The organism is Vibrio sp. ED002 (assembly GCF_023277445.1).
Classification (GTDB): domain Bacteria; phylum Pseudomonadota; class Gammaproteobacteria; order Enterobacterales; family Vibrionaceae; genus Vibrio; species Vibrio jasicida.
In genome coordinates, this window is the sequence record NZ_CP080239.1 from 1,548,302 (window position 1) to 1,569,729 (window position 21,428).

Consider the following 21,428-nt stretch of genomic DNA (forward strand, 5'->3'; position numbering starts at 1 on the left):
ACCTAATATCAGGGTGCTCAAGCCTAAAGCGCCCAACACTCGCGGAAAGAACTCAGTTCATGGCAATTCAACTTCCCTGCTCTCATTAGCAGGAACAATTTGTTTTTACCTTCTTTATAGCTTCTGTTAAGGCGAGTGTGGAAGAATAAGAAAGGTGAAAAATGCAATCTCACAACAGCTTCTCAATTAATCTAAACCAACAAAAATCCGTGGCAAAAAAACGCTTGAAAGCGATCCGTCAAAATAATGAAGATACCTTAAAGCTGGTTAAGCAGTTTCATACTCAGCCAGAAAAGCTCACGCCAGAATCAGTCAAACTTTCGGATGTGCAACACGCCTTAGCAAGAGAGCTTGGTTTACCTAGTTGGAGCAAGTTAAAAGCGCACGTGGAAAAGCTCGAATTCCATAAACGTGCCATTGATAATCAAGAAAAGCCACTCGATGCCGAGTTGACAACGCTGCATGTACGCTGCGGTCATGACATTCAACAGCAACTAAAGACATGTGGATTCGAGGGTGACTTCTTACCCATGATTGATCCGTTGTGCATCGGCCCCATTCCAAATGATGAAAAGGCCTTTATCGCAATCCGTGCACAATATGTCGTTGATACGTTATTACCTGTGATGAGGCGAAAAGACTCGGTGCAAGATATCGCCCAATCAGAGCAGAGCAACATCAACACCCTGCTCGACCAGCAATATGAACGCATCGTTTTTTGGGTTGAACATGATGCTTACGATCAATTCATGTTACTTCGAGGGCTCTCTCTGTTAGAGGAAACCGAAGGCAAAATCATTGAGATCATCCAATTCAATCAGTTTCCGGGAACTGAGCAGTTTATCGGCTTCGGGCAACTCCCTGCTGAAGCGATTCGCTCATGTTGGCAACACCGAAAACCTGTCTCTGCAAAACTATTAAGTCAAGCCGCGCGGTGTTGGCAAGCGTTAACATCCCCCACGCCGGATTCACTTTTGAATTTAATCAAACATCACGAGTTAGATTGCTTGCCAAGCATCAAAACTGTATTAAAACGGCACCTTCAAGAATTGCCTCATTCAAGTTCAGGGTTGAGCCTCACACAAAGATTGGCATTGGAAACATTAGCTAAGCACAGCGTCCCAATTACGGTCAAAGATTGGTTTCAGCAGTACCTCACAAAGGAACCACTACCAACCTTGGGTGATGTGATGTTTTACGCTTTGCTATTACCACTCTCCCAATACGAAGAACCGCTGTTTACGATAAGTGAACTCGAGAAAAACTGGTGGGAACATCAAGTTAGTTTAAGTAAACAAGGTCAAGCATGCTTGAATGGTAAATGCCGAGCCACACAAAGTTACTGGGTTGGAGGCATCCGCAATCAAAGGCAAGACTTCTGGACATGGGATCACGAGCAACTGCCTACATTGCGTCGCTTAACCACAAATTAGAGATAAGAGTTAACAACAATAACCATTGAAAAACAGCGTCAGGATTGATTCAACGGTTTCCTTGCGCTGTTCTTCATTTGGTACAGCTTGATTCGCCACCAGTTGTGGCCACAAAAAGTTGCCCTTGAGCAAACACATCAGCATGTTACTCATCATTGCAGGATCAAGAGGTTTGAATTTTCCGTCTGCTATCGCCTCAGCAAACCAAGCTTGGAGAAGTTCATCTTGACGTTGAAGTTGATGAAGGTAGTTTTCGGCTAAATCCGGTGTACGCATAAACTCACTGATCACCATTTTAGCCAAAGGCAAACCAAAGTCTTCGTACATAGAATCCAGCTTAGAATACAAATAGTCACGAAGCTGAGATTCTATATCCACATCTTGTCTGTATGTGAGTTGCAAACGCGCTCTTTGTGTTTCAAGCACCGATTGGATCGACTCAATAAACAACACATCCTTACTTTCAAAATGGCGATATAAGGTTCGCTTTGATGTTGCTGCTCGCTCACACACTCTGTCCATATTCGCACTGCTATAACCGTGTTCAATGAACTCTTGTTGAGCTGCTTCAATCAGCGCTAAGCGTTTCTTTTCTGAAAGTTTCATGGTCCTAGATTCACCAACCTCATGTAAGTGGATGCAGAGTATAGCGCACAACAATCAAAAGTATACTTTGAAGTTTACTTTCTTAATTTTAGGAGTAAGATGCGCTCGCCGACGTTAAGATTCCACGAAAATACCAAACAATAATCACTCTTAACTCACGCTGTGGCGCTTCGTCCTTCTGATGAAGCTGTGATTTTTCCGTGACGCAAACTCCAGAGTCGATGCCCTTATTACAAGACCCCTGGTGTTGTTGTGATCGTCACGTTTAATGAAGTTACTTATGAAATTACGCTCCTTGCTTGTTGCCGCTTCCTGTCTATTCACTGGCGTGGCGAATGCTGACTCGATCTCACTGCCAATCTGGAAAGATAAAGCAGAAGCACTTGGCTATGACTTACCAAAACCCTTTGGCTTAAACCTAAGCTATATGAGTATGGAACAAGGCATCAATGTCGATTCTATTGCTCTAAGCGGACTGCATGGCTTAGAGAAAATGCTCAACATGGAAGCTGGTGCAGGAAAACAAGCCAGCGATGTGGTGACGTTGCGCGGTGATGTTTGGCTGCTTCCATTCCTAAATGTGTATGGGTTGGTGGGTACACTGGATGGCTATTCAGAGACCAACGTAAAAGTCAGTGTCCTTGGCCAAAAAATTGGTGAATTTCCATTCCGCCTAGACCTCGAAGGGTACACCTACGGTGGTGGTTTTGTTCTTGCTGGCGGCTACGACCAACTATTTGCCCTTGTTGACGCAAGCTACACCCAAACAAATCTCAATGTGATCGACGGTGCAATTGACGCGATCGTCGTCTCTCCTCGTGTTGGCTTCGACTTCCACAAAAATGGTGTACCAGTTCGACTTTGGGTTGGTGCGATGTACCAAAACGTAGAACAAGAACTTTCAGGTACGTTGAGACAAGCCGGTATCAACCTCTCTGGTCGCTTCAACGTTAAACAGCATTTGGAGTCCGAATGGAACACCATCGCAGGCATGCAATACCAAATCAATGACGATTGGTACCTTTTAGGTGAAGCCGGCTTTGGTGATCGTGAAAGCATCTTCTTCTCTATAGATCGTCGTTTCTAAGGTAAAGAGAAGATGAAAGCTTCTTATTCCCTTGCAATTGCAGCACTGTTTTGCACACCACATGTTTTTGCTATGCAGCAAGATGAGAGCAGCTTGATGGATGACATCCTAACTAAGCTGGGTTCAAGCGAAACGGTGGATGAATCGAAGTTAATCGATTGGGGTGTATTACCGGGTCCATTCGTCAACCCAGAGCAAGGCTTCGGAATCGGCGTAGCCGCCGTTGGGTTGTACACACCATACGACTGGCAACAAGGCGATCCTTATTCAACCGTCACTGTCACTTCTTACGGTTCAACCTCAGGCTCTTATGGCTTGGGCTTGAACAATCGCACTTATCTAAACAGTGACAAAGTCCGCTTACTTGGTGAAGCGTGGATCAGCCATACGCCCGGTTACTACTGGGGTATTGGCAGCCAAGCGGCTGAAAATGATCGCAACAAAGTTCAGTACGAAGGACAACGCTTGCAACTGAGTCCCAAAATTGCAGTAGAAGTCGCACCCAATACCTACGCGAAATTGGGCTGGCAATGGCAATCATTCAATAAAGTTGATGGCGTGGATGGTGACATCCTACCTTCCGAAGTCACAGACGCCACCAGCAGTGGCGTATTAGTCGGAATGGAATACGATACTCGCGATTTCGAACCTAATCCCATGAAAGGTCAATTTCTCGATATCGAATGGGTTGCGAACAGAGATTCACTGGGCAGTGATGAAGACTACGACAATCTTATTGCTAACTACCGCCTTTACCAACAATGGTCTGACACGACAATTGTTGCGATGGAGGTATATTCACAATCTATTTTCGGTGACGCGCCTTGGTTTGATTATGCCCAACTGGGTGATGACCAACGCATGCGCGGGTACTACCAAGGGCAGTATCGCGACAAACATCAGCTTTCGACACAAGTAGAAATTCGCCACACCATTTCTGGTCGTCACGGTGTGGTCGGTTGGTTGGGTGCAGGTAACATTGCGCCAACCTACCACGATTTGTTTGCCAGCAGCTGGCTACCAACCGTCGGCGTTGGCTATCGATTCGCCTTTAAAGCACGCATTAATGTCCGTGTCGACCTTGGTATAGGTAAAGACAGCACCGGTTTTTATTTCCAAATCAATGAAGCATTCTAGGAGTATGGTTTGAAGAAAGCAGCACTATTACTACTTAGCCTTTGTAGCGGGTTCGTCCAAGCACAAGCACTGAAGGCGCCCGTGGGCGTCAGGCCATGTTGCGCATTCGGAGTCGATCTCAAAGCTGAGTTAGGAAGCGTGCCAGTACCCTTCTTCTCCTTAGAAAATGTATTGTCTAGCAACGAAGTGGGTACTCACCACTACAATGACGGCAGTGAGTCTGTACCCGGCAGTCTGCTTGGATTAAATGAAGAAGCCAATGGTCTGATTTTTACCGAATTAGGCGGCTTTATTGATACGGCACACGTGCGGGACACCTCAGATTACACCTACTATCTGTTTCAGTTAAATCGACACTATTTAGGCAGAGCAGCACACTTAGATCTGCCTGAAGAATTGCGTGTTCGACGTATTCGTTGGTACGAGCATAAAAACAAACTCAGCGAGCAAGAAAACATCGAACGCAGCGCTCAAGCTGCAGCACTGACTGCTTTTCGTCTCGCACAATGGCATGAAATAGCTCAATGGTTTGGCATGGTGTCGGTGAGTGGCTTTAAAGAGCTGGCCTCTGCGTTTTCCTCTGAAGATCTTTACTCAAATATGCTTGGTGCAAACCTAGCAAAACAGGTACTGCTCAGTAACCCAGATCTAACACCTAAAAGTTTTTCAAAAGCCATGGACAGCGCTTTCCAACAAGCATTAAAGGATCTGCAAGCACAACCTAAATCCGTGACAAAAGCAAAGATTCAACAACTAGACGGAGTATGGTGGGATAGTTCAAAACGCTTGCCAGATAAATGGGTAGTGAGATTCCGCGACTACCATATGGCGCTACAATTAACACCCAATTACTCCGGTGCGAACCATGAGCTTTCATTAGATGCTTACTTTGCCGATCAACAACCCATCGATCAGTGGATGAGCGTCGAACTAATAGCAAAAGACAAGGAAAAAGCATTTTCGTCATTGCCTAGCGCGCTAAAGTCACGCTCCACTTGGTCTCCAGCCGACTACCAAGCATTGTCGAACTTCGCTCAAAGCGTTGATGAAAAAACTCGCCCACCGTTAAAGCAATAACCTGAAAGCAAGGTGAATAAATGATGCTTAGTTATGCACTGAGCATCAAAAACCTCACCTTTATGCATACTGTTTTCTATTAACTAAAAATGTAAGAAATCATTTCTATCGGTTGTATATTCGATAAATTTGTTAAATTTAAAACTTTTCAACCATTCAGTTCGTTACTTGTTGGTTAAAATTCTATTTTTTAGAGTGACTCACTTCACATCTATTAACCATTCAGACGATTATTCTTTCGTATTTTCACACTCCACTGCTAATCTGCTCGCCGCCTTGAAGTGAACTTAAGGTGCATAACTATAAGGAGTGTTCTCATGAATACCAAGAAACCGATGTCGCTCACCAGCCGCGTAATTTTGGGTATGGTAGCGGGTATCTTGACAGGATTTGCAATTCGCACACTTTTCGCCGACAACGGATTTGTCGACGCATACATTGTTAATGGATTATTCGAAGTTGGTGGACAGATCTTCGTTGCCAGCTTAAAAATGCTTGTCGTACCGCTAGTATTTGTTTCGCTAGTTTGTGGTACCAGCTCCCTAAAAGACCTATCAACATTGGGTCGCATGGGTGGTAAAACCCTTGCTTTCTACGTAGCAACAACCGCTATCGCAATCACACTTGCTTTAACCATGGGTACGCTATTCCAGCCAGGCGCTGGTGCAGACCTAACTGCAGCAAGTTCATTCAAATCAGCAGAAGCGCCATCTTTGGGTCAAGTGATCATTGATATGTTCCCGACTAACCCAATCAGCGCGATGGCAGAAGGTAAAACCCTGCAAGTTATCGTGTTTGCCGTCCTATTCGGTATCGCGATCAGTGCAGCGGGTAAGCCAGGCGAGCGTATTGCCGCTTTCTTCTCTGATCTGAATGAAGTCATCATGAAGCTGGTTGCGATTTTGATGAACCTAGCGCCTTACGGTGTGTTCTTCCTAATGGCGAAGCTGTTTACCGGTCTTGGTCTAAGCGCAATCTTCAACCTTGCTGAATACTTTGTTGTACTAGCAGGTACGTTATTGCTGCACGGCCTTGTAACTTACAGCTTGATGCTAAAAGGCTTCACGGGTCTAAACCCAATTACGTTCCTACGTAAGATGGAAGACGCGATCATGTTTGCTTTCTCGACAGCATCATCGAACGCGACGATTCCAGTGACAATGGAAACGGCTAAGCACCGCATGGGTGTTGAGAACCGCGTATCATCGTTCACAGTACCGCTGGGTGCAACCGTGAACATGGATGGTACGGCGATCATGCAAGGTGTGGCGACAGCATTCATCGCACAGGCATTCAATATCGACCTAACTATGGGCGACTACCTAATGGTTATCATGACGGCAACATTGGCGTCGATCGGTACCGCAGGTGTTCCTGGTGTTGGTCTAGTAATGCTAGCAATGGTATTAAACCAAGTAGGTCTACCACTAGAAGGTATTGCACTTATCATGGGTGTTGACCGTCTACTTGATATGATTCGTACCGCAGTAAACATCACCGGTGACAGTGCAGTGACTATCATTGTTGCTAAATCGGAAGGCGCATTGGATGAAGCTCGCTTCAACGATCCAAAAGCTGGAGTCGAAGAAGAAGAAGTACATCTAAAACGCGCGGAAACTTAATTCCTTCCAAGCTAAATTATCCTGTCTAAATGAAAGCCCCGATGGAAACATCGGGGCTTTTGTTTTAGCTGTCGAAGCTCAACGAAATGATAAATAAGTTCATTTTTATTCTTCGTATATTCCAGAGTCTACATAACCAGTTAACTTGCACTGACTGTATACATAAGTATCATCTTCACCAGTTCCAGAATAAGAAAAAGCGAAGTAGTAAACTTCATTGGTTACTTCACAATTCAAATTTCCCATATTTTCGCTAGCAAACTCATAAGTCTCATAACCATCAATTGAAGATTCCCATATCGTCACCTCTTCTCCATTTGCTAGATGAGTTTTCAGGAAAACGAGCACGAACTTCTGATCTAGGTTTAACACGCCTTGTGACTTGTGCTCTTCAAGTGCAGGAAAAGCAAACGCTCCGCTGGCATCAGTAAGAATTTGAAACTCATGTATGGTTCCACGAACACCAACTCGAAGGACCACTAATTGAGATGACAACGGTTTTCCTTTCAAAGTTAGCATTCCGCGGATATCTGGCGTATACCTGTACATGGAAGGCTTCTCTTTAGCTAAAAACTTAAATCCAAAAGTACCCTTTCCAATAGATCAAATCTACCACTGTAAAGTGCATTGCGACGAGCTCGTGTACTTTGAGTAAATATTAAAAATAACAATTTCTCGTTTGAGTTAGCCCAAACATAGACCATGTTTGATGGGCACTTTTCCTCCTACTCCGTCATCGAACTCAGCTTCTCTCTCGCTTGTTCTTCATGCTCGTCGGTAATGGCATTGCCGACCGAGTTCGCCGCTAGGGTAAGTGCTGCCATGTCATCGGTAAAGCCTACGCCTGCTAGTACGTCGGGCACCATATCAGTAGGGAGAACGAAGTAAGCTAATGCGCCACCTAGGATAGCTTTGTGGCGAACAGAGGTGTTGGAATCTGCCATCGCGAGCCATGATTTGATGCCCATAACAGCAATCTCTTCGCCTGCTTTCTTGACGGAATTTTTCATTTTACGCCAAAAGGTTTTCTCATCTGGCGCTTGCATCGTTTGGTCTAAAACGTCATCGGACGCCGAATTTACAGACATGCTTGTGGTCATCGTGCCTCCTGAATTTATGACTGTGGCATAGATATTAAGACGATGAACCTGAACGTAGGATTAATAGCGAGTAATGATAATGAAGAAAGGAAGCCAACTAGCTAGATAAAAAAATCCCCAAACCGAAGTCCGGGGATTATTGCTTTGGAAACAAAAAGTTTTGGAAACCAAAAGCTCTGGGAAGCAAGCTTTAAAAGCAAAATGCCTTATTGAGCAATCTTCTCCAGTACACGCATCAGCATTTTGATACGTGGTTCAATAGACTCAAGCAACAAGTACTCTTGATCACTGTGGAAGCCTGCACCGATAGGCCCTAGACCATCCAAAGTTGGAACGCCAAGAATTGCAGTGTTGTTTGCATCAGAGCCACCACCTACTTCTTTCCAATTGATGTCGATCGCCAGTTCACTTGCGGCTTCTTCAACTAGCATCATCAGGCTTTCCGTTTGTGGGCTTGGCACCATCGAAGGCTTATAAGCTTCACGAACCAGCTCGATGCTCACGCCATCAACGAATGGTGTTTCCAGCATACCGTTTAGCTTGCTATCAACATCATCGTATTCTTCGTTGCTCCAGAAACGCACATCCACAATCGCTTCAGCATGTTCAGGGACGATGTTCGCGCCGTTACCACCAGAGACAATACCGACGTTCAACGTGGTACCAGATTCAAAGTTGGTCATTGCATTGACTGCCAAGATCCAGTTCGCCATCTCAGTGATTGCGCTACGACCATTTTCTGGCTCGTTACCCGCGTGAGCTGCAACGCCGTTGAATGTCATTTTGTAGCGAGCCATGCCTTTACGCGCTTTCACTAAACCGCCGTCTGCACGTGCTGCTTCTGCAACCAGTACATTCTTAGCGTTTTTCGCTACTGATTGAATCCAATCCACAGAGTCCAGAGATCCCGTTTCTTCATCTGGGTTCATGCAGATAACGATAGACAACTTATCCAACACCGCTTTGTCTAGGTTGCGCATCGCGTATACGATGTTCAGCAAACCAGATTTCATGTCCGAGACGCCCGGACCGTAAGCTTTCTCTGCCTCTTGAGACATTGGGCGAAGCTCAGCGGTACCCACAGGGAACACGGTATCCATGTGACCAATCAACATCACGTCGATTTGCTCAGCTTCCGGCTTATTTCGAACTTCAAGACCAACACCGGCTCTGCCACAGTCGATGCGTTTTACGCTCCAACCTGACATCGCTTGGTACTTATCTTCAAATTGAGAAGCGATGAACTCGATACCATCAGTGGTGTAAGTGCCACAATCCACATTGATTAGCGGACGTAGCTCTTCTAGATATTCATTTAGAGAGAATTGCATGACTCACTCCTAGACAAACAGATTCATCACCAGCATTGCGCCAAACGCGTTCAATACTGAGATTGCAATCATAACTGGGATGTAACGACCTTCAGTACCGATTGGGCCCATGATACGACCCATGTACTGAACTTGAGAACCCATAAGGTAGATAGCAGGCGCAAGAATCGCAATGTGCGTGCCGTTAAGGATACCTTGGTCAAACAGCGTGATAACCACACCCACTGCACCGCCCATCGACATCCAAGCGCCGATAAGAACGGCTGCCGCTTCACCAGGAAGACCAAACACCGCCATGATTGGAGAGAACACAGTACCCATCAGATCCAGCGCGCCAGTGATTTGCAGCGCTTTGATGATAACGAACGCCATCAACACGTTAGGAACCGTAGAGGTAGTCGCAATCACCCAACCTTTCTTAGCACCTTCGACGAAGATATCCGTCACCATTGGTTTTTTCGCTTTAACGTCACCCATTATGCCGTCTCCTCTTTTAGGTTCTCAGATTTGTTTTGGTCTTGCTTATCTTCTTTACCTTCAGTCATGTTCAGATAGATGCGGAACAGGTTCGCGCCGATGATCTTAAATGCAAACATCACAACAACCGCCAAGCCAATTGAAGACGTTACCGCTAGAGAGCCGTCAGCCATCGTCAGCGTGAATAGCACAGCACCTGATGAGAAGAAGTTCACGATGGTTGCACCAGCAGTGAACTGGAACATGGTAAATACGTCCGTTTCACGCTTAGTTAGGTGACCTTCATCTTTTAGCTGACGCGTCATTGCCGCACCTGCATCGGTACTTTGTAGAGAAGCAATCAGAGCCAAACCAGAGTTACCTGGGATGCCCATAAGAGGACGTAGAAGAGGAGTAAGAAGCTTACGAGCAGCTTCAAGTGCACCGTAGTGCTCAAGTACGTTGATCATACCTAATGCGAACATAACGGTTGGAATCAAAGTAAGTGCGAAAATGAAACCGTCACGAGCACCGCTACCGCCAGTACCGCGGAAAGAGGTAGTCGCAGCTTGTACCGCGCCATCCGCACCTTCCGTTACGCCGTAAGCCACTTTACCGAAAGAGCCATTAAGCGTTGTAAAGTCGAATACACCGTACCATTCGTTGGATTGCATTAAACCAGAGAAGAACACAACCGCAAACGCGAGTGCGATGTAACACCCAATCGTTACCTTGCGTTCAGCATGAACAGGGCTTGTCATAAATTCACCTATATATGTGGAACAGAACACATAGATGATCCCTTGAATAATGTGCTAGAGAGATGATCAAAATCAATCCGTTTGCCGAACAATCATCTCACTCAGTTATGAAGTTTTATTTTATGATTTGAATCACATTTAAAAGATAATAAATATTTATGACCAAGATAAGGTAGATTTATCTAACATCCGTACGAATCAAACGTTTAACAAAGTATGTTTAACTTTTGAGCAAAATTGTATTTAACCACACCTTCGACGTGCTTCATGTTTTGTTGCTTATTTGGTGTTTTCTGACCAAAAACTAACAAAAGTCCAATGAAATTTAATTTAGGGTTGTGCGGTCATATATAGAGTTTCACCTAGGATTTGCCTTTTGCTTCGATCACAATCTAACATCGCTCGCTGGACACTTGCCCTCGTAGCTTGGGTGATCGTGATCTGTTTAAGTAAAAATGCGGGCCTCTATCAATCTTGCCCTCTCATAGCGGTTCAAGTCACGGCTGAACACGCTACTGCGCAACAACAAAAGAGCGAGAAAGGCCTAACGAAACAGTGTGAACGATCTGAAAAGTTGATTCAGGTTTCACAAAACCATCTGGATAGCTTCATTGTTCCCTTATTTCTGTTTACGCTGATCTTACTCTCTATCTGTGGTGGTGAACGTAACGCTTTCCGTCATCATACTGAGCCGATACCCGAAAAAGTTCGGGTGCACCTAAAACTGTGTGTGTTTAGAGAATAAAACCCGATTGTTAGGGCCTATTGCCGCCAAATTAATTGTTTTATTTTTAACCACTTCACTAACAAAACAGTGAAGACCGATAGTTTTAGGAAAGATCATGAAATTCACACGCACCTTTTTAACGGTAGCACTTACGGTAGTGCCAATGTTTTCACAAGCAGCAGAAAAAACCACTCAAGAGAAACTGGATGACATTACGCAGATACTGCAAGAAAACCCGCAAGTCCTCGACTCTTTGCATCAAAACTTACAAGAGTACGTCGCCTACCAAAAATCATTCAGCTCTACGCTTGAAGAAGTGCGCACTTACTTGAACGATGGCAAGCACTCGTATTTCGGGGCGGAGAATCCAGAACTGACTATCATCAATGTGACTGATTACAGCTGTCCTTTCTGTAAGCGTCTTGAAGGCGAGTTGGTGAAGGTAGAGAAAGCATACCCGCAAATAAAAGTACTGAACATGACGGTATCGTTCAAAGAACAGTACGAGAAGAACGGTTACAACTCAGCAAGCTACGCATTGAACGTATGGCAAAACCAACATGACAAATACAAGCAAGTACATGACTTATTGGTGAAAAAACCGGGACCACACGATGCAAGTTCGCTGCAAAAAATCGCCAAGAAGACCGGCACAGAAGCACAGCTTGTCGACGACAAAGAGACCAAAGCATTGTTGGATAAAAACTACGAGTACTTCACTCGCTTAGGTCTTCGAGGCACACCAGCGATCATCATTAATGACCAAGTTATTCCAGGTTATGTACCTTTCGAAGAGCTTGAGAAAGTCATCGACCAAGAGCTAAAGAAATAAATAGCGATTGATACCGATAGCTATTGAAGTAGCTAAGTAAGAACCGAAAATAACAAAGCCCTTCCCTGAGTCGTCAAGGAAGGGCTTTTCTTTATCATAAGAGAACGAGGCTAAATAGCAATTGGACGACTATTTGAGTTGGCTCCCACCAAAACTCGGCTCATTGTTTAAGTAACTCATTGGCGTGGTCCCCGTCTTTTGGCGGAAAAAGTAAATGAATGCGCTGTCACTTGAAAACTCCAACCGATGCGCAACATCCGATAGCCTCATGCCGCTGGATAACAACTCAATGGCCCCCAGCAGACGCCATTGCTGACGCCAACTTTGGTACGGCATCCCCGTCTCACGATTAAAGATCCTCGTTATCGTCTTTTCACTCGCCCCAACCCATTGGCTTAACTTAGCCAAAGAAGGCGCGGTAAACGCTTCATCATCGATTTTCGCGATCCACGACTGTAATCGATAATCTTTGGGTAACGGCAATTGTAAATAGACATCTTCAGAATCGTTAAGCTCTTCTATAAATAAATTCAGGGTATTGATCTGTTCACTTTCAGGTTTATCAAATGGCCAGAAAGACATCCTTTCGATCAAGATTCTCATCAGAGGCGTCACATCGAAAATTCGAATCTTCCGCGGCAAACGCTCTGTCAATGACGGGTCAAAATAGAGAGAACGGTATTGCGCCACATTCGTTGACTGAGCGTTGTGTGATACCCCTTTAGGAATCCATGCTGCTCTCATAGGTGGCAACACATACTTGACGTCCTCAAGCGTTATCGTCATGCAACCATGTTGTGATGAAAGTAACTGGTCTTTCGCATGGAAATGAATACCTGAATCATGATCCGATACCTCGACAGCGACGCCAATGACCAATCCATTGTGTTCATCAGCACAAAAATGATCACCTTTCGAAAGTAATGCCATTGAAATCAACCTGTCCTTATTTCGATATTTTATGTTTGATTCTCATTATAAACCCAAAGCATGGCACAGATATACTTTGCTGCATCACGTAAACCAAGAAACGTGAAACACGTAATCGAATGTCGTTCACTCAACATCAAACTAAATGTTCAAACGACGCTCAGCAATAGAGGTATTTTTGAGAACTTAACAATGAATAAATTAATAGAAAAAGTGTCCATTCCGTTGGCTGTTGTGCTCTTAATGTTTCCACAGATCATCGAGACAATGTACAGCCCTGCACTGACTTCCGTGAAAAGTACGTTTGGCGTCAGTAGCAATGAAGCCGCACAAGCGATGTCCATTTTCTTTGTCGCTTTTGCGTTTGGTGTGGTTTTTTGGGGAAGAATGTGTGACGTCATAGGTCGAAGAGTATCAACGATACTAGGGCTTATCGTCTTCATTATTGCAGCCATTTTTACCATGCTCGCACCAACATTTAATTTGCTGCTAACCGGTTTTGGTTGCTGCGCTTTTGGAGCGGCGGTTGGTTCTGTCTGCACGCAAACCATCATTCGTGATGGCTATCATGGTAAAGAGCTCAGCCACGTTTTTTCGATTGTTGGAACATCGATCGGCATTAGCCCTGTGATCGGAATGTTGGCTGGCAGTTGGCTAACATCATTCGGCGGATACCAATGGGTTTTCATCGCCATGGTCGTGTTCATCATTGCACTGTTGGTTTGGTCGTTGTTCAAATTGCCGGAGACAAAGCCAACACACACCAAAAAAGATAGCCTGTTATCCGTCGGTATAAAGATGCTGACCGATGCGCACATCTGGTACATCACACTCATGGTAGGGTTGTTTAACATTGCGCTGTTTTCTTATTACAGCATCGCACCATTTATGTTTGAAAAACTGGGTGCAAGCGTTAACTTTTTCGGCAATACAGGGTTCATACTCGCACTGGGTTCTGTATTAGGTTCTGTCATCAATATGAAGTTAATACGCATGCATTTAAGTCACGAAAAGATTGTGATGTTTGCATCGTGGCTACTTTTGATTGGCGGATTTGGTGTATTCATCATGCAAGAGTCAGTTTGGTTTTTCATCCCTGTGGTATTGGTTTCCCTATCATTTGGACTGGCTATTCCAAACCTCTTAAGCGGCGCGTTAACTCACTATCGCGATCACTTAGGGAGTGCAGGAGCACTATTAGGCTTGTTCTATTATCTGGTCATCGGATTTGGCCTTCACAGAGCCGCTGAGTTTGGTGATTTGGCGATGACTTTAATCGGCTGTGCTGGCATTGCTTGTGTCATATCCATCATCAAATATCTTGTTGGACTGATTACTTTCAAAACCTCTGATATTGATTTTTAAATACGACTATCTAGAAATAAAAACCTATTAGCACTCACGCAGCCCCTCCCCACATTCAAGCGAGGAGGGGCTGATGCCGTAGTGTCGTTTATTTCTCACGACCAACAAACGCCACAACGACTTTGTCATTGCCAAGCGAACGAGAGAACACGTACGCGCCTTCTTGTTCAATCACTTGATGCTGACCCGCACCAATCGCTGGGTGCGCTTTACGGAACTGACCAAGTGTTTGCCAATGTTTTAGCAATGCTTGCTTCTCATCTGATAGTTTCCATACCATGTCAGAGCGTGTGCCTTGATGGAAATCGTCTGCGTAAGGACCAATGTTACGACCCACTTCGTCACCGTAATAAACCTGAACAGCTCCTGGGCTCAAAAGTAGTGCATTCGCGGCATTACGCTGCATGCCATAATCTTTGAAACGAGAGAAGAACAGCTCGGTATCGTGAGAAGACATATAACTCACTGGGTTGAAGTCTTTCTCATTAGCGATAGTATCTGCGTAACTTTGGTAGGTGTCTGCCATTTGGCTGAAACACGCCGCGCCTTTGTCTAACTTCTTCTGCATGTCGAAGTTAATCAAGGCGTCAAAGCCATCGTCAAAGTAAGGGCTGCGATAAGCGGTATGTCCCCATACTTCACCCATCATCCAGAATGGTTGACCCAATTTACCGTTCTCTTTACGCCACTGTTCAAGGCTGCTCGACGCTTCTTCTTTTAAACGCTTCCACACATCACCTTCAACGTGCTTCACCGTATCGACACGGTAACCATCAATACCAAAGCGTTTCACCCAATCAGTTTGCCACTCAATGAGGTAATCGGAAACGGTGTAATTGTCACGCGCTTCTACGCGAGTGCCTGGGTTATCCAATAGCCATTGTGCAGGCTTCACGGCGTTGTCTGATTCAGTGATAAAGTCAGGTAAACCCGCCAATGACATGGTGATATCGCTGCTGCCTGTAGCAGGGTAGCCCGGCAAACCTGTTCTTACCCAATCACCACCCCACCATTTCGCCCAGTTTGGACTCTGGTAATCAATATTCTGGTGGTAGCTATGCCAATTTTCACCCGCTTTTGGTTGCCAGTCGCCCCACTTCTTCGGTAAATCAGCGTTTGGTTTTAACACCTCAATACCGTCAAATTGCAAATCGGCTAACGTTGAGTAACCGGTGTGGTTGATTACTGCGTCCATCAAGACTTTAAGGCCACGTTTGTGTGCCTCTTCCACCAGCTTTTTAAGATCAGCTTCGTTACCGAAGTTTTCATCAATCTTGGTAAAGTCACGCGTCCAGTAGCCGTGGTAAGCGTAAAACGGGAATGAACCGCTATCGCCACCACCCACAAAACCATGTACTTGCTCAACGATTGGCGATAACCAAATCGCATCTGTTCCTAGGCTCTTAATGTAATCCAGTTTCTCAATCACGCCTTTTAGGTCACCGCCGTGGAAGGTACCAATCTCTTCTTTGCCGTCTTTCTTGCGCCCATAGCTGTTGTCATTGCTCGTATCGGCATTATTGAAACGGTCGACCATCACGAAGTAAATGTTGGCATTGCGATAATCAAACGGTACTGCTTCTTTGGTTTTCTTCACTGACTCTAGTAGCACCAACCCGCCTGAATCTTTGCTTGGCGTCAGCGATACTTGCTGATCTTTTACTTCGACCATTTGCCCAGAGTAAGCATCACGCAACTTGGTGCCATCTGGGAAACTGTCACCTAACGCGATGGTGACTTCGCCGCCTTGGTAAACCTCACATTGCACTTGTGGGATTGGGCGTTTGAACTCAGTGTTAGCAGATTTCTTTGGTTCACGCTTAAAACGCAGTGTTTTCGCTTCCGCATCAAAAGCGAAAGAGTAGTCGCCGGTAAAGCGGATTTTTAACGGCAGTTCTGTTGGCTGTCCACAGTTCAGCGCGATAGGTTTGTTGAATTTGACCTTCTGACCATCAGGCGCCACACAGTCGCCTTCAACGCCAGTGATTTTGAGCGTATAGCCATCTTTGGTTAATGGCACAATCAAAGGCTGCTCTGCACTTAAAGGAAAGTCACGGCTGTTGGTCGTGGTAGAAATGGTAATGTTTGGCTCGGCGATGGCACTTGCCGATGCAAGCAATAAGGTAGTCGTAATCAGATTCAGTTTCATCGTTCAGTCCATTGGTTGCGCATAGGCGCAGTATTCGTGTTGTAGTTTTATTCACACTAATAGTAAATGGATGAAAAACTGAGCACATCATTCTGAAAGGCTACGCCCTAAAGCTTGTGACGCTTCACATTTTGCTTTTATTGGGGCGTAGTTCTATTTATGAGCAGGATAAAAGGGAGTTTAAAGCTGAACGCTACCAAGGTTGCGCATTTGTCTCATCGCCCAATTGACGCGGCTGATGGTGTATGAAGTCTGAGGGTAGACTTTGATGCGATATGGATTTGGCAGCACTACTGCAAGCCTTGCTGCTTGGCGTGTTGAAAGTTGTTTAGCAGGAATACCAAAGTAGTTTTGCGCAGCGGCTTCCGCGCCATAAATACCCGGGCCAAATTCCACCACATTCAAATACACTTCGAGAATGCGTTCTTTACTCCACATCGCTTCCATCAGCAGAGCAAAATAAAGCTCATACACTTTGCGCACATAAGAGTGGGAAGGAAACAGAAACACGTTCTTTGCAGTTTGCTGAGTAATCGTGCTCGCACCACGCGAAGGGCCATTTTCTCCGGCTTGAGAAATCACTTTAAATAAAGAATCGAAATCCACACCGTAATGGGTCGGGAACGTTTGATCTTCTGTCGCGATCACGGCCAATTGAATGTGCTTAGAAATATCGTTCAAAGGCACCCACTCATTCTGACTCTCTTCAGGGAATCCCTCAGGAGGAGAAATCATGCGGCTGATCTTCCACCCCCAAATTGGTGGATCGACGTATTTCACTATGCCAACCATTACTACAGGTACCACTAAAAGGAGCAACAGCAATTTAACCAGTAAAGATTTGATTTTTCTCAGCATCTAAATAAGCTCAACAAATAGGAAAGTTAAACATAGCACAAAAGCTACCTCACCTCGGCAACTAACCTCTAAAACCTTTTCAAATGAAAAAGGTGGCAACTTTCATAAGTCGTCTTTTGAAAAAATATACCTTTTTTGAGAAATCACTCAGAACGAAAACACCAATATACGCATAAGAATGTTCAGGTGACATCAACAAACAAACGCGCTCATTACAGAATCTAATAAACCTATTACATATCAAACTAGGCTCGCAATCTCTCTTACTGTTAAATGTTTCACGAATGTTAAAAAGGGGTTGTAATGAACACGATACATAATCTTGAGGCTTGGCTACCGGAGATGACAGAGGTACGCCATAGCCTTCACAAACATCCGGAACTCGGATTTGAAGAATTCAGAACTCAGAAACTGGTCGTCGAAAAACTAAAAGAGTTTGGTATTGAAAATATTGACACAAGTTTTGGTACCACTGGAGTAGTAGCTACAATCCAAGGCAATAAAGGCCTAGGAAAAACTATCGGACTTAGAGCTGATATGGACGCTCTCCCCATACATGAAGAGAACGACTTTGCTCATCGCTCATGTAACTCAGGAAAAATGCATGCTTGCGGCCACGATGGCCATACCACAATGCTACTGTATGCTGCAAAATACCTTGCTCTTCATAGAAGCTTTAAAGGCAAAGCTGTTCTTATTTTCCAACCCGCAGAAGAAGGCGTTGGAGGAGCCAAGAGAATGCTCACCGATGGTCTTTTAGAGAAGTCTCCTTTAGATGCTTGCTATTCATTACACAACATGCCGGGAATCCCTGAAGGACATTTCGCCTTTAAAAACGGTCCGATAATGGCTAGCTCTGATAGACTTTTTATTTCAATAAAAGGGAAAAGTGGTCATGCGGGTATACCTCAAAACACTCAAGATCCTCTTCTCGTCGCAACCCATGTTTATCAAGGAATACAGGGGTTAGTTACCAGGACTCAAAGTCCTTTCGATCCTGTTGTGGTATCTGTCACTCAATTACACTGCGGAGAAACAACAAACGCAATTGCAGATATTGCCAACATGAGCGGTACGTTTAGAACATTATCCAATGATGTTCGTAATCGCCTCGTTAAGCAATTGGAGACACTGACAACCAATATTGCAGCAGCGTTTGAAATGGAAGCACATTTTTCTCTTGGGCCAATATCACACCCACCGACTATCAATACATGCCTAGAAACTCAGTCTGCGATCACTGCTGCAATCTCTGTAGTCGGCAGACAAAAAGTCAATAGCGAATGCCAACCACTACTCGCTAGTGAAGATTTTTCTTTCTTCTTGCAGAAAGTCCCCGGTTGTTATGGGTTCATAGGAAATGGAACAAATGAAGGAAATGAAACGATTGGCTTACACCACAAACGATACGACTTTAATGACCGTATATTACCGATTGGAGCCGCCTATTTCATTTCATTACTTGAACAGAGCTGATCTAACTACGTAGACATTACGCTTAAGGACTATTACCGTCAAAGGATACGAATATGACACATATGCTCGAGCAAAATAGCGTCCATAACAAAACAAGGTTAATAGAAAAAATAGAAAAGGTAGGCGACAAAATACCACATCCGTTTTACATGTTTCTTATCCTTTGCTTTTCGGTGATGGTTCTATCTTGGCTGACTTCACTGCTAGGAGGAAGCGTTATCCATCCTCTAACTCAAGATGAGGTTTTAGTTAAAAACCTACTAAGTGGTGAAGGGTTAGTTTATATGCTGAATTCAGCAATTGGTAACTTCATTGCCTTCAAGCCGCTGGGTTTGGTTCTGTCCATGATGATTGCCGTTGGCCTTGTTCAGGAGGTGGGATTAGCGGATTCAGCCATAAAAAAATCCTTACTCAATGCACCACGAAAATTCGTTACAGCATCGATATTTATCACTGGTATTATTGGTAACTTAGCATCAGATGCAGCTTTCATTCTTGTCCCTCCTCTAGCTGGTATCATTTTTTCCGCTACCAACAGAAACCCTGTTGTTGGAATTGCTGCCGGTTTTGTCGCTGTCGCAGCAGGATTCACTGCCAATATCTTCATAGCGGGAACAGACGTATTACTATCGGGAATTTCAACTGAAGCCGCAAGCATTATTGACCCTATAGAAATAAGCCCAGCTGCTAACTGGTACTTTATGTTAATTTCAGTACCGTTACTTGTCGTTACAGGAACTTTAATCACTGATAAATACATTGAACCTAGATTCAGCAAACAAGCATATAATGAAAGTGAGGGAATAGATTCAAGGGCATATCAAATCAGTGAACAAGAAATTAATGCCTTGAAATGGTCTGGAGTAACTTCTGTTATATTTATAGCGGTAATAATCGCATTAATCTTTCCTAGTGACTCACCATTAAGAAACGAAACCGGGGGTTTGGTACCGTCGCCATTCTTATCTGGGATTATCCCTATCATTATGGCGTTTTTTATTCTAAATGCCGTCGTCTACGGATTAAAAGCACGCGTTATTCAAAAACCAAATGATGTGCCTGAGCTTATGGCACGCTCCCTCAACGGAGTTGGTGGCTATATTGTTCTAGTCTTTGTTATTGCGCAGTTTATTGCTTGGTTTAATTGGTCAAACCTTGCGGTATTTGTTGCCGTAAATGGTGCCGAGTTATTATCAAATGTCCAAATGCCGAAGTTATTGATGCTCGCAATGTTTATGATTCTTGCAGGGTTGATGAACCTTATAGTTTTTAGTGGTTCGGCTCAATGGGCAATTATGGCTCCTGTTTTTATTCCCTTATTTATGTTGCTTGATGTTTCGCCAGAATACACACAAATGGCTTATAGAATTGCAGATTCAACAACCAATATCATTTCACCAACAAACCCTTATATTCCCATGGTTTTAGCATTGATTGCTAAATACAATTCCAATGTGAAATTTGGTACCTTTTTGGCGATGATGCTCCCTTATGCCTGTATTCTGTTCACAGTTTGGGGAGCAGCATTTTTAATTTACACATTGCTCGGATTACCAGTTGGACCTGTGTAGGAAACAAAGTCGTTTAGCTAAGCATTAACGCTTTTTTTCAAACTTAAAATGAACTCATCAATAATTTCATGATGAGTTTCTTTTTTTGTAATAATGCCGATAGAGCGATACTGTACTGGACGTACAATTGGAATGAAGCGCAGATGTTCGTTAGCGTGCAAGGCCGCAATAGTGGAAGATAAGATAGCAGAACCCAAGCCACTTTCTATCATGCCCAACAACGTCGATGTATGAGACACGCAAACTTCTGGATCATATGTCAAACCAGCACTTATAAACGCCTGATCAGCGAGGCTTCTTAGGCTATTTCCCGGACTGATACCAATAGAAGCATGAGAGTGAGCTTCTTCCCAACTAATCTGTTTCAATTCGCTTAAAGGATGCCCAACCTTGCATGCGAAACACAAGTGATCACGAAAGAGTAATTCAAAGTTAAGCATAGAGTTGTTAGGCGGAGTGCCTAAACCTACGTCTGCTCGCCCTTCTAAAACCGAAGCATGAATATCGTCGACTCGTTCTTCAATTAATCTAAAGGCAAACTGAGGGTTATGTTTTTTGAGGTGTTGGATCGTTTTAGGCACCAAAGAAGCACACATTGAATACAAAGAAGAAATGACGAGTGTTTCATGCTTCCCTTGTTGCCGAGCACGGTTATCTTGTTCCCACTTTTCAAGTCTGTTAACTATCATATTCGCTTCTAAATAAAACGACTCTCCGGCCTCCGTTAATGTTACTTTTCGGTTTTTGTTTTCAACTAAATCACAAGACATCTGTAAAGACAGCTTTCTGATCATCTGACTCAATGCAGATTGAGTTAAATGGACTCTTTCTGCAGCCAATGTGTAGCTTTGAGTATCTGCTAACGCTACAAACGCCTTCAATTGCCGATAAGTAATATTCACATTCATTC

20 protein-coding genes are annotated in these 21,428 nt (G+C 44.2%); 10 read left to right on the forward strand and 10 right to left on the reverse strand.

Going from position 1 to position 21,428, the window contains the following annotated elements; translation table 11 throughout:
- Positions 1-161 precede the first annotated feature (161 nt).
- On the forward strand, positions 162-1,433 hold the full coding sequence (locus ITG12_RS23600) for a DUF1835 domain-containing protein (protein WP_248874250.1): 1,272 nt from the start codon (positions 162-164) through the stop codon (positions 1,431-1,433).
- Positions 1,434-1,442: 9 nt separating this feature from the next.
- Here the strand turns inward: ITG12_RS23600 and ITG12_RS23605 are convergent, their stop codons facing one another.
- Positions 1,443-2,039, reverse strand: coding sequence for a TetR/AcrR family transcriptional regulator (locus ITG12_RS23605; RefSeq protein WP_038881339.1), 597 nt, complete (start codon positions 2,037-2,039; stop codon positions 1,443-1,445).
- Between the two features lie 280 nt (positions 2,040-2,319).
- Here ITG12_RS23605 and ITG12_RS23610 point away from each other — a divergent pair, with 280 nt between their 5' ends.
- The 4 genes from ITG12_RS23610 (at position 2,320) to ITG12_RS23625 (ending at position 6,962) form a co-directional block, all read left to right on the forward strand.
- Complete coding sequence (locus ITG12_RS23610; RefSeq protein WP_248874252.1) at positions 2,320-3,126, forward strand: TonB-dependent receptor; 807 nt, start codon at positions 2,320-2,322, stop codon at positions 3,124-3,126.
- A 12-nt stretch (positions 3,127-3,138) separates the two neighbouring features.
- Positions 3,139-4,263, forward strand: a complete 1,125-nt coding sequence (locus ITG12_RS23615; RefSeq protein WP_104046877.1) for a BamA/TamA family outer membrane protein — start codon at positions 3,139-3,141, stop codon at positions 4,261-4,263.
- Positions 4,264-4,272: 9 nt separating this feature from the next.
- Positions 4,273-5,340: a DUF4056 domain-containing protein gene (locus tag ITG12_RS23620; RefSeq protein ID WP_038868991.1), complete on the forward strand. Its 1,068-nt coding sequence runs from the start codon at positions 4,273-4,275 to the stop codon at positions 5,338-5,340.
- Positions 5,341-5,657: 317 nt separating this feature from the next.
- Positions 5,658-6,962 carry a dicarboxylate/amino acid:cation symporter gene (locus ITG12_RS23625; protein ID WP_248874254.1) on the forward strand — a complete coding sequence of 435 codons (1,305 nt, stop codon included), beginning with the start codon at positions 5,658-5,660 and terminating at the stop codon, positions 6,960-6,962.
- Positions 6,963-7,067: 105 nt separating this feature from the next.
- Here ITG12_RS23625 and ITG12_RS23630 read toward each other — a convergent pair whose 3' ends face one another.
- From ITG12_RS23630 to ITG12_RS23650, 5 genes are all read right to left on the reverse strand, one after another.
- Complete coding sequence (locus ITG12_RS23630; RefSeq protein ID WP_061035292.1) at positions 7,068-7,511, reverse strand: DUF6795 domain-containing protein; 444 nt, start codon at positions 7,509-7,511, stop codon at positions 7,068-7,070.
- Between the two features lie 176 nt (positions 7,512-7,687).
- Positions 7,688-8,062, reverse strand: a complete 375-nt coding sequence (locus ITG12_RS23635) for a YkvA family protein (protein ID WP_009698021.1) — start codon at positions 8,060-8,062, stop codon at positions 7,688-7,690.
- 206 nt (positions 8,063-8,268) lie between these two features.
- A complete protein-coding gene (locus ITG12_RS23640; protein ID WP_248874256.1) occupies positions 8,269-9,393 on the reverse strand; it encodes a M20 family metallopeptidase in 1,125 nt (374 codons plus the stop codon).
- A 9-nt stretch (positions 9,394-9,402) separates the two neighbouring features.
- Complete coding sequence (locus tag ITG12_RS23645; protein WP_005374849.1) at positions 9,403-9,870, reverse strand: YjiG family protein; 468 nt, start codon at positions 9,868-9,870, stop codon at positions 9,403-9,405.
- Positions 9,870-10,610, reverse strand: coding sequence for a nucleoside recognition domain-containing protein (locus ITG12_RS23650; RefSeq protein ID WP_005437881.1), 741 nt, complete (start codon positions 10,608-10,610; stop codon positions 9,870-9,872). Before ITG12_RS23650 ends, ITG12_RS23645 begins: the two co-directional genes overlap by 1 nt.
- A gap of 376 nt (positions 10,611-10,986) precedes the next feature.
- Here ITG12_RS23650 and ITG12_RS23655 point away from each other — a divergent pair, with 376 nt between their 5' ends.
- A complete protein-coding gene (locus ITG12_RS23655; RefSeq protein ID WP_248874258.1) occupies positions 10,987-11,355 on the forward strand; it encodes a hypothetical protein in 369 nt (122 codons plus the stop codon).
- 97 nt (positions 11,356-11,452) lie between these two features.
- Entirely contained in the window at positions 11,453-12,169 is a 717-nt protein-coding gene (locus ITG12_RS23660; protein WP_038868978.1) for a DsbA family protein, read from the forward strand.
- Positions 12,170-12,298: 129 nt separating this feature from the next.
- Here the strand turns inward: ITG12_RS23660 and ITG12_RS23665 are convergent, their stop codons facing one another.
- Complete coding sequence (locus ITG12_RS23665; RefSeq protein ID WP_042600528.1) at positions 12,299-13,099, reverse strand: helix-turn-helix transcriptional regulator; 801 nt, start codon at positions 13,097-13,099, stop codon at positions 12,299-12,301.
- Positions 13,100-13,291: 192 nt separating this feature from the next.
- Here ITG12_RS23665 and ITG12_RS23670 point away from each other — a divergent pair, with 192 nt between their 5' ends.
- Positions 13,292-14,464 carry an MFS transporter gene (locus tag ITG12_RS23670; RefSeq protein WP_248874260.1) on the forward strand — a complete coding sequence of 391 codons (1,173 nt, stop codon included), beginning with the start codon at positions 13,292-13,294 and terminating at the stop codon, positions 14,462-14,464.
- 88 nt (positions 14,465-14,552) lie between these two features.
- Here the strand turns inward: ITG12_RS23670 and ITG12_RS23675 are convergent, their stop codons facing one another.
- A complete protein-coding gene (locus ITG12_RS23675; RefSeq protein WP_038881323.1) occupies positions 14,553-16,613 on the reverse strand; it encodes an alpha-amylase in 2,061 nt (686 codons plus the stop codon).
- Between the two features lie 180 nt (positions 16,614-16,793).
- A complete protein-coding gene (mtgA, locus tag ITG12_RS23680; protein WP_038881322.1) occupies positions 16,794-17,471 on the reverse strand; it encodes a monofunctional biosynthetic peptidoglycan transglycosylase in 678 nt (225 codons plus the stop codon).
- Positions 17,472-17,774: 303 nt separating this feature from the next.
- Between mtgA and ITG12_RS23685 the strand changes: the two genes are divergently transcribed.
- Positions 17,775-18,947, forward strand: coding sequence for a M20 aminoacylase family protein (locus ITG12_RS23685; RefSeq protein WP_248874262.1), 1,173 nt, complete (start codon positions 17,775-17,777; stop codon positions 18,945-18,947).
- 53 nt (positions 18,948-19,000) lie between these two features.
- Positions 19,001-20,518, forward strand: coding sequence for an AbgT family transporter (locus tag ITG12_RS23690; protein ID WP_038881319.1), 1,518 nt, complete (start codon positions 19,001-19,003; stop codon positions 20,516-20,518).
- A 17-nt stretch (positions 20,519-20,535) separates the two neighbouring features.
- Here the strand turns inward: ITG12_RS23690 and ITG12_RS23695 are convergent, their stop codons facing one another.
- Positions 20,536-21,420, reverse strand: a complete 885-nt coding sequence (locus ITG12_RS23695) for a LysR family transcriptional regulator (RefSeq protein WP_038881367.1) — start codon at positions 21,418-21,420, stop codon at positions 20,536-20,538.
- Positions 21,421-21,428 lie beyond the last annotated feature (8 nt).

What these genes read in the sequence shown, in the direction of transcription:
- ITG12_RS23600 (WP_248874250.1), top strand. Translation starts at nt 162, where the DNA reads ATGCAATCTCACAACAGCTTCTCAATTAATCTAAACCAACAAAAATCC.
- ITG12_RS23605 (WP_038881339.1), bottom strand. Translation starts at nt 2,039, where the DNA reads ATGAAACTTTCAGAAAAGAAACGCTTAGCGCTGATTGAAGCAGCTCAA.
- ITG12_RS23610 (WP_248874252.1), top strand. Translation starts at nt 2,320, where the DNA reads ATGAAATTACGCTCCTTGCTTGTTGCCGCTTCCTGTCTATTCACTGGC.
- ITG12_RS23615 (WP_104046877.1), top strand. Translation starts at nt 3,139, where the DNA reads ATGAAAGCTTCTTATTCCCTTGCAATTGCAGCACTGTTTTGCACACCA.
- ITG12_RS23625 (WP_248874254.1), top strand. Translation starts at nt 5,658, where the DNA reads ATGAATACCAAGAAACCGATGTCGCTCACCAGCCGCGTAATTTTGGGT.
- ITG12_RS23630 (WP_061035292.1), bottom strand. Translation starts at nt 7,511, where the DNA reads ATGTACAGGTATACGCCAGATATCCGCGGAATGCTAACTTTGAAAGGA.
- ITG12_RS23635 (WP_009698021.1), bottom strand. Translation starts at nt 8,062, where the DNA reads ATGACCACAAGCATGTCTGTAAATTCGGCGTCCGATGACGTTTTAGAC.
- ITG12_RS23640 (WP_248874256.1), bottom strand. Translation starts at nt 9,393, where the DNA reads ATGCAATTCTCTCTAAATGAATATCTAGAAGAGCTACGTCCGCTAATC.
- ITG12_RS23645 (WP_005374849.1), bottom strand. Translation starts at nt 9,870, where the DNA reads ATGGGTGACGTTAAAGCGAAAAAACCAATGGTGACGGATATCTTCGTC.
- ITG12_RS23650 (WP_005437881.1), bottom strand. Translation starts at nt 10,610, where the DNA reads ATGACAAGCCCTGTTCATGCTGAACGCAAGGTAACGATTGGGTGTTAC.
- ITG12_RS23660 (WP_038868978.1), top strand. Translation starts at nt 11,453, where the DNA reads ATGAAATTCACACGCACCTTTTTAACGGTAGCACTTACGGTAGTGCCA.
- ITG12_RS23665 (WP_042600528.1), bottom strand. Translation starts at nt 13,099, where the DNA reads ATGGCATTACTTTCGAAAGGTGATCATTTTTGTGCTGATGAACACAAT.
- ITG12_RS23670 (WP_248874260.1), top strand. Translation starts at nt 13,292, where the DNA reads ATGAATAAATTAATAGAAAAAGTGTCCATTCCGTTGGCTGTTGTGCTC.
- ITG12_RS23675 (WP_038881323.1), bottom strand. Translation starts at nt 16,613, where the DNA reads ATGAAACTGAATCTGATTACGACTACCTTATTGCTTGCATCGGCAAGT.
- mtgA (WP_038881322.1), bottom strand. Translation starts at nt 17,471, where the DNA reads ATGCTGAGAAAAATCAAATCTTTACTGGTTAAATTGCTGTTGCTCCTT.
- ITG12_RS23685 (WP_248874262.1), top strand. Translation starts at nt 17,775, where the DNA reads ATGAACACGATACATAATCTTGAGGCTTGGCTACCGGAGATGACAGAG.
- ITG12_RS23690 (WP_038881319.1), top strand. Translation starts at nt 19,001, where the DNA reads ATGACACATATGCTCGAGCAAAATAGCGTCCATAACAAAACAAGGTTA.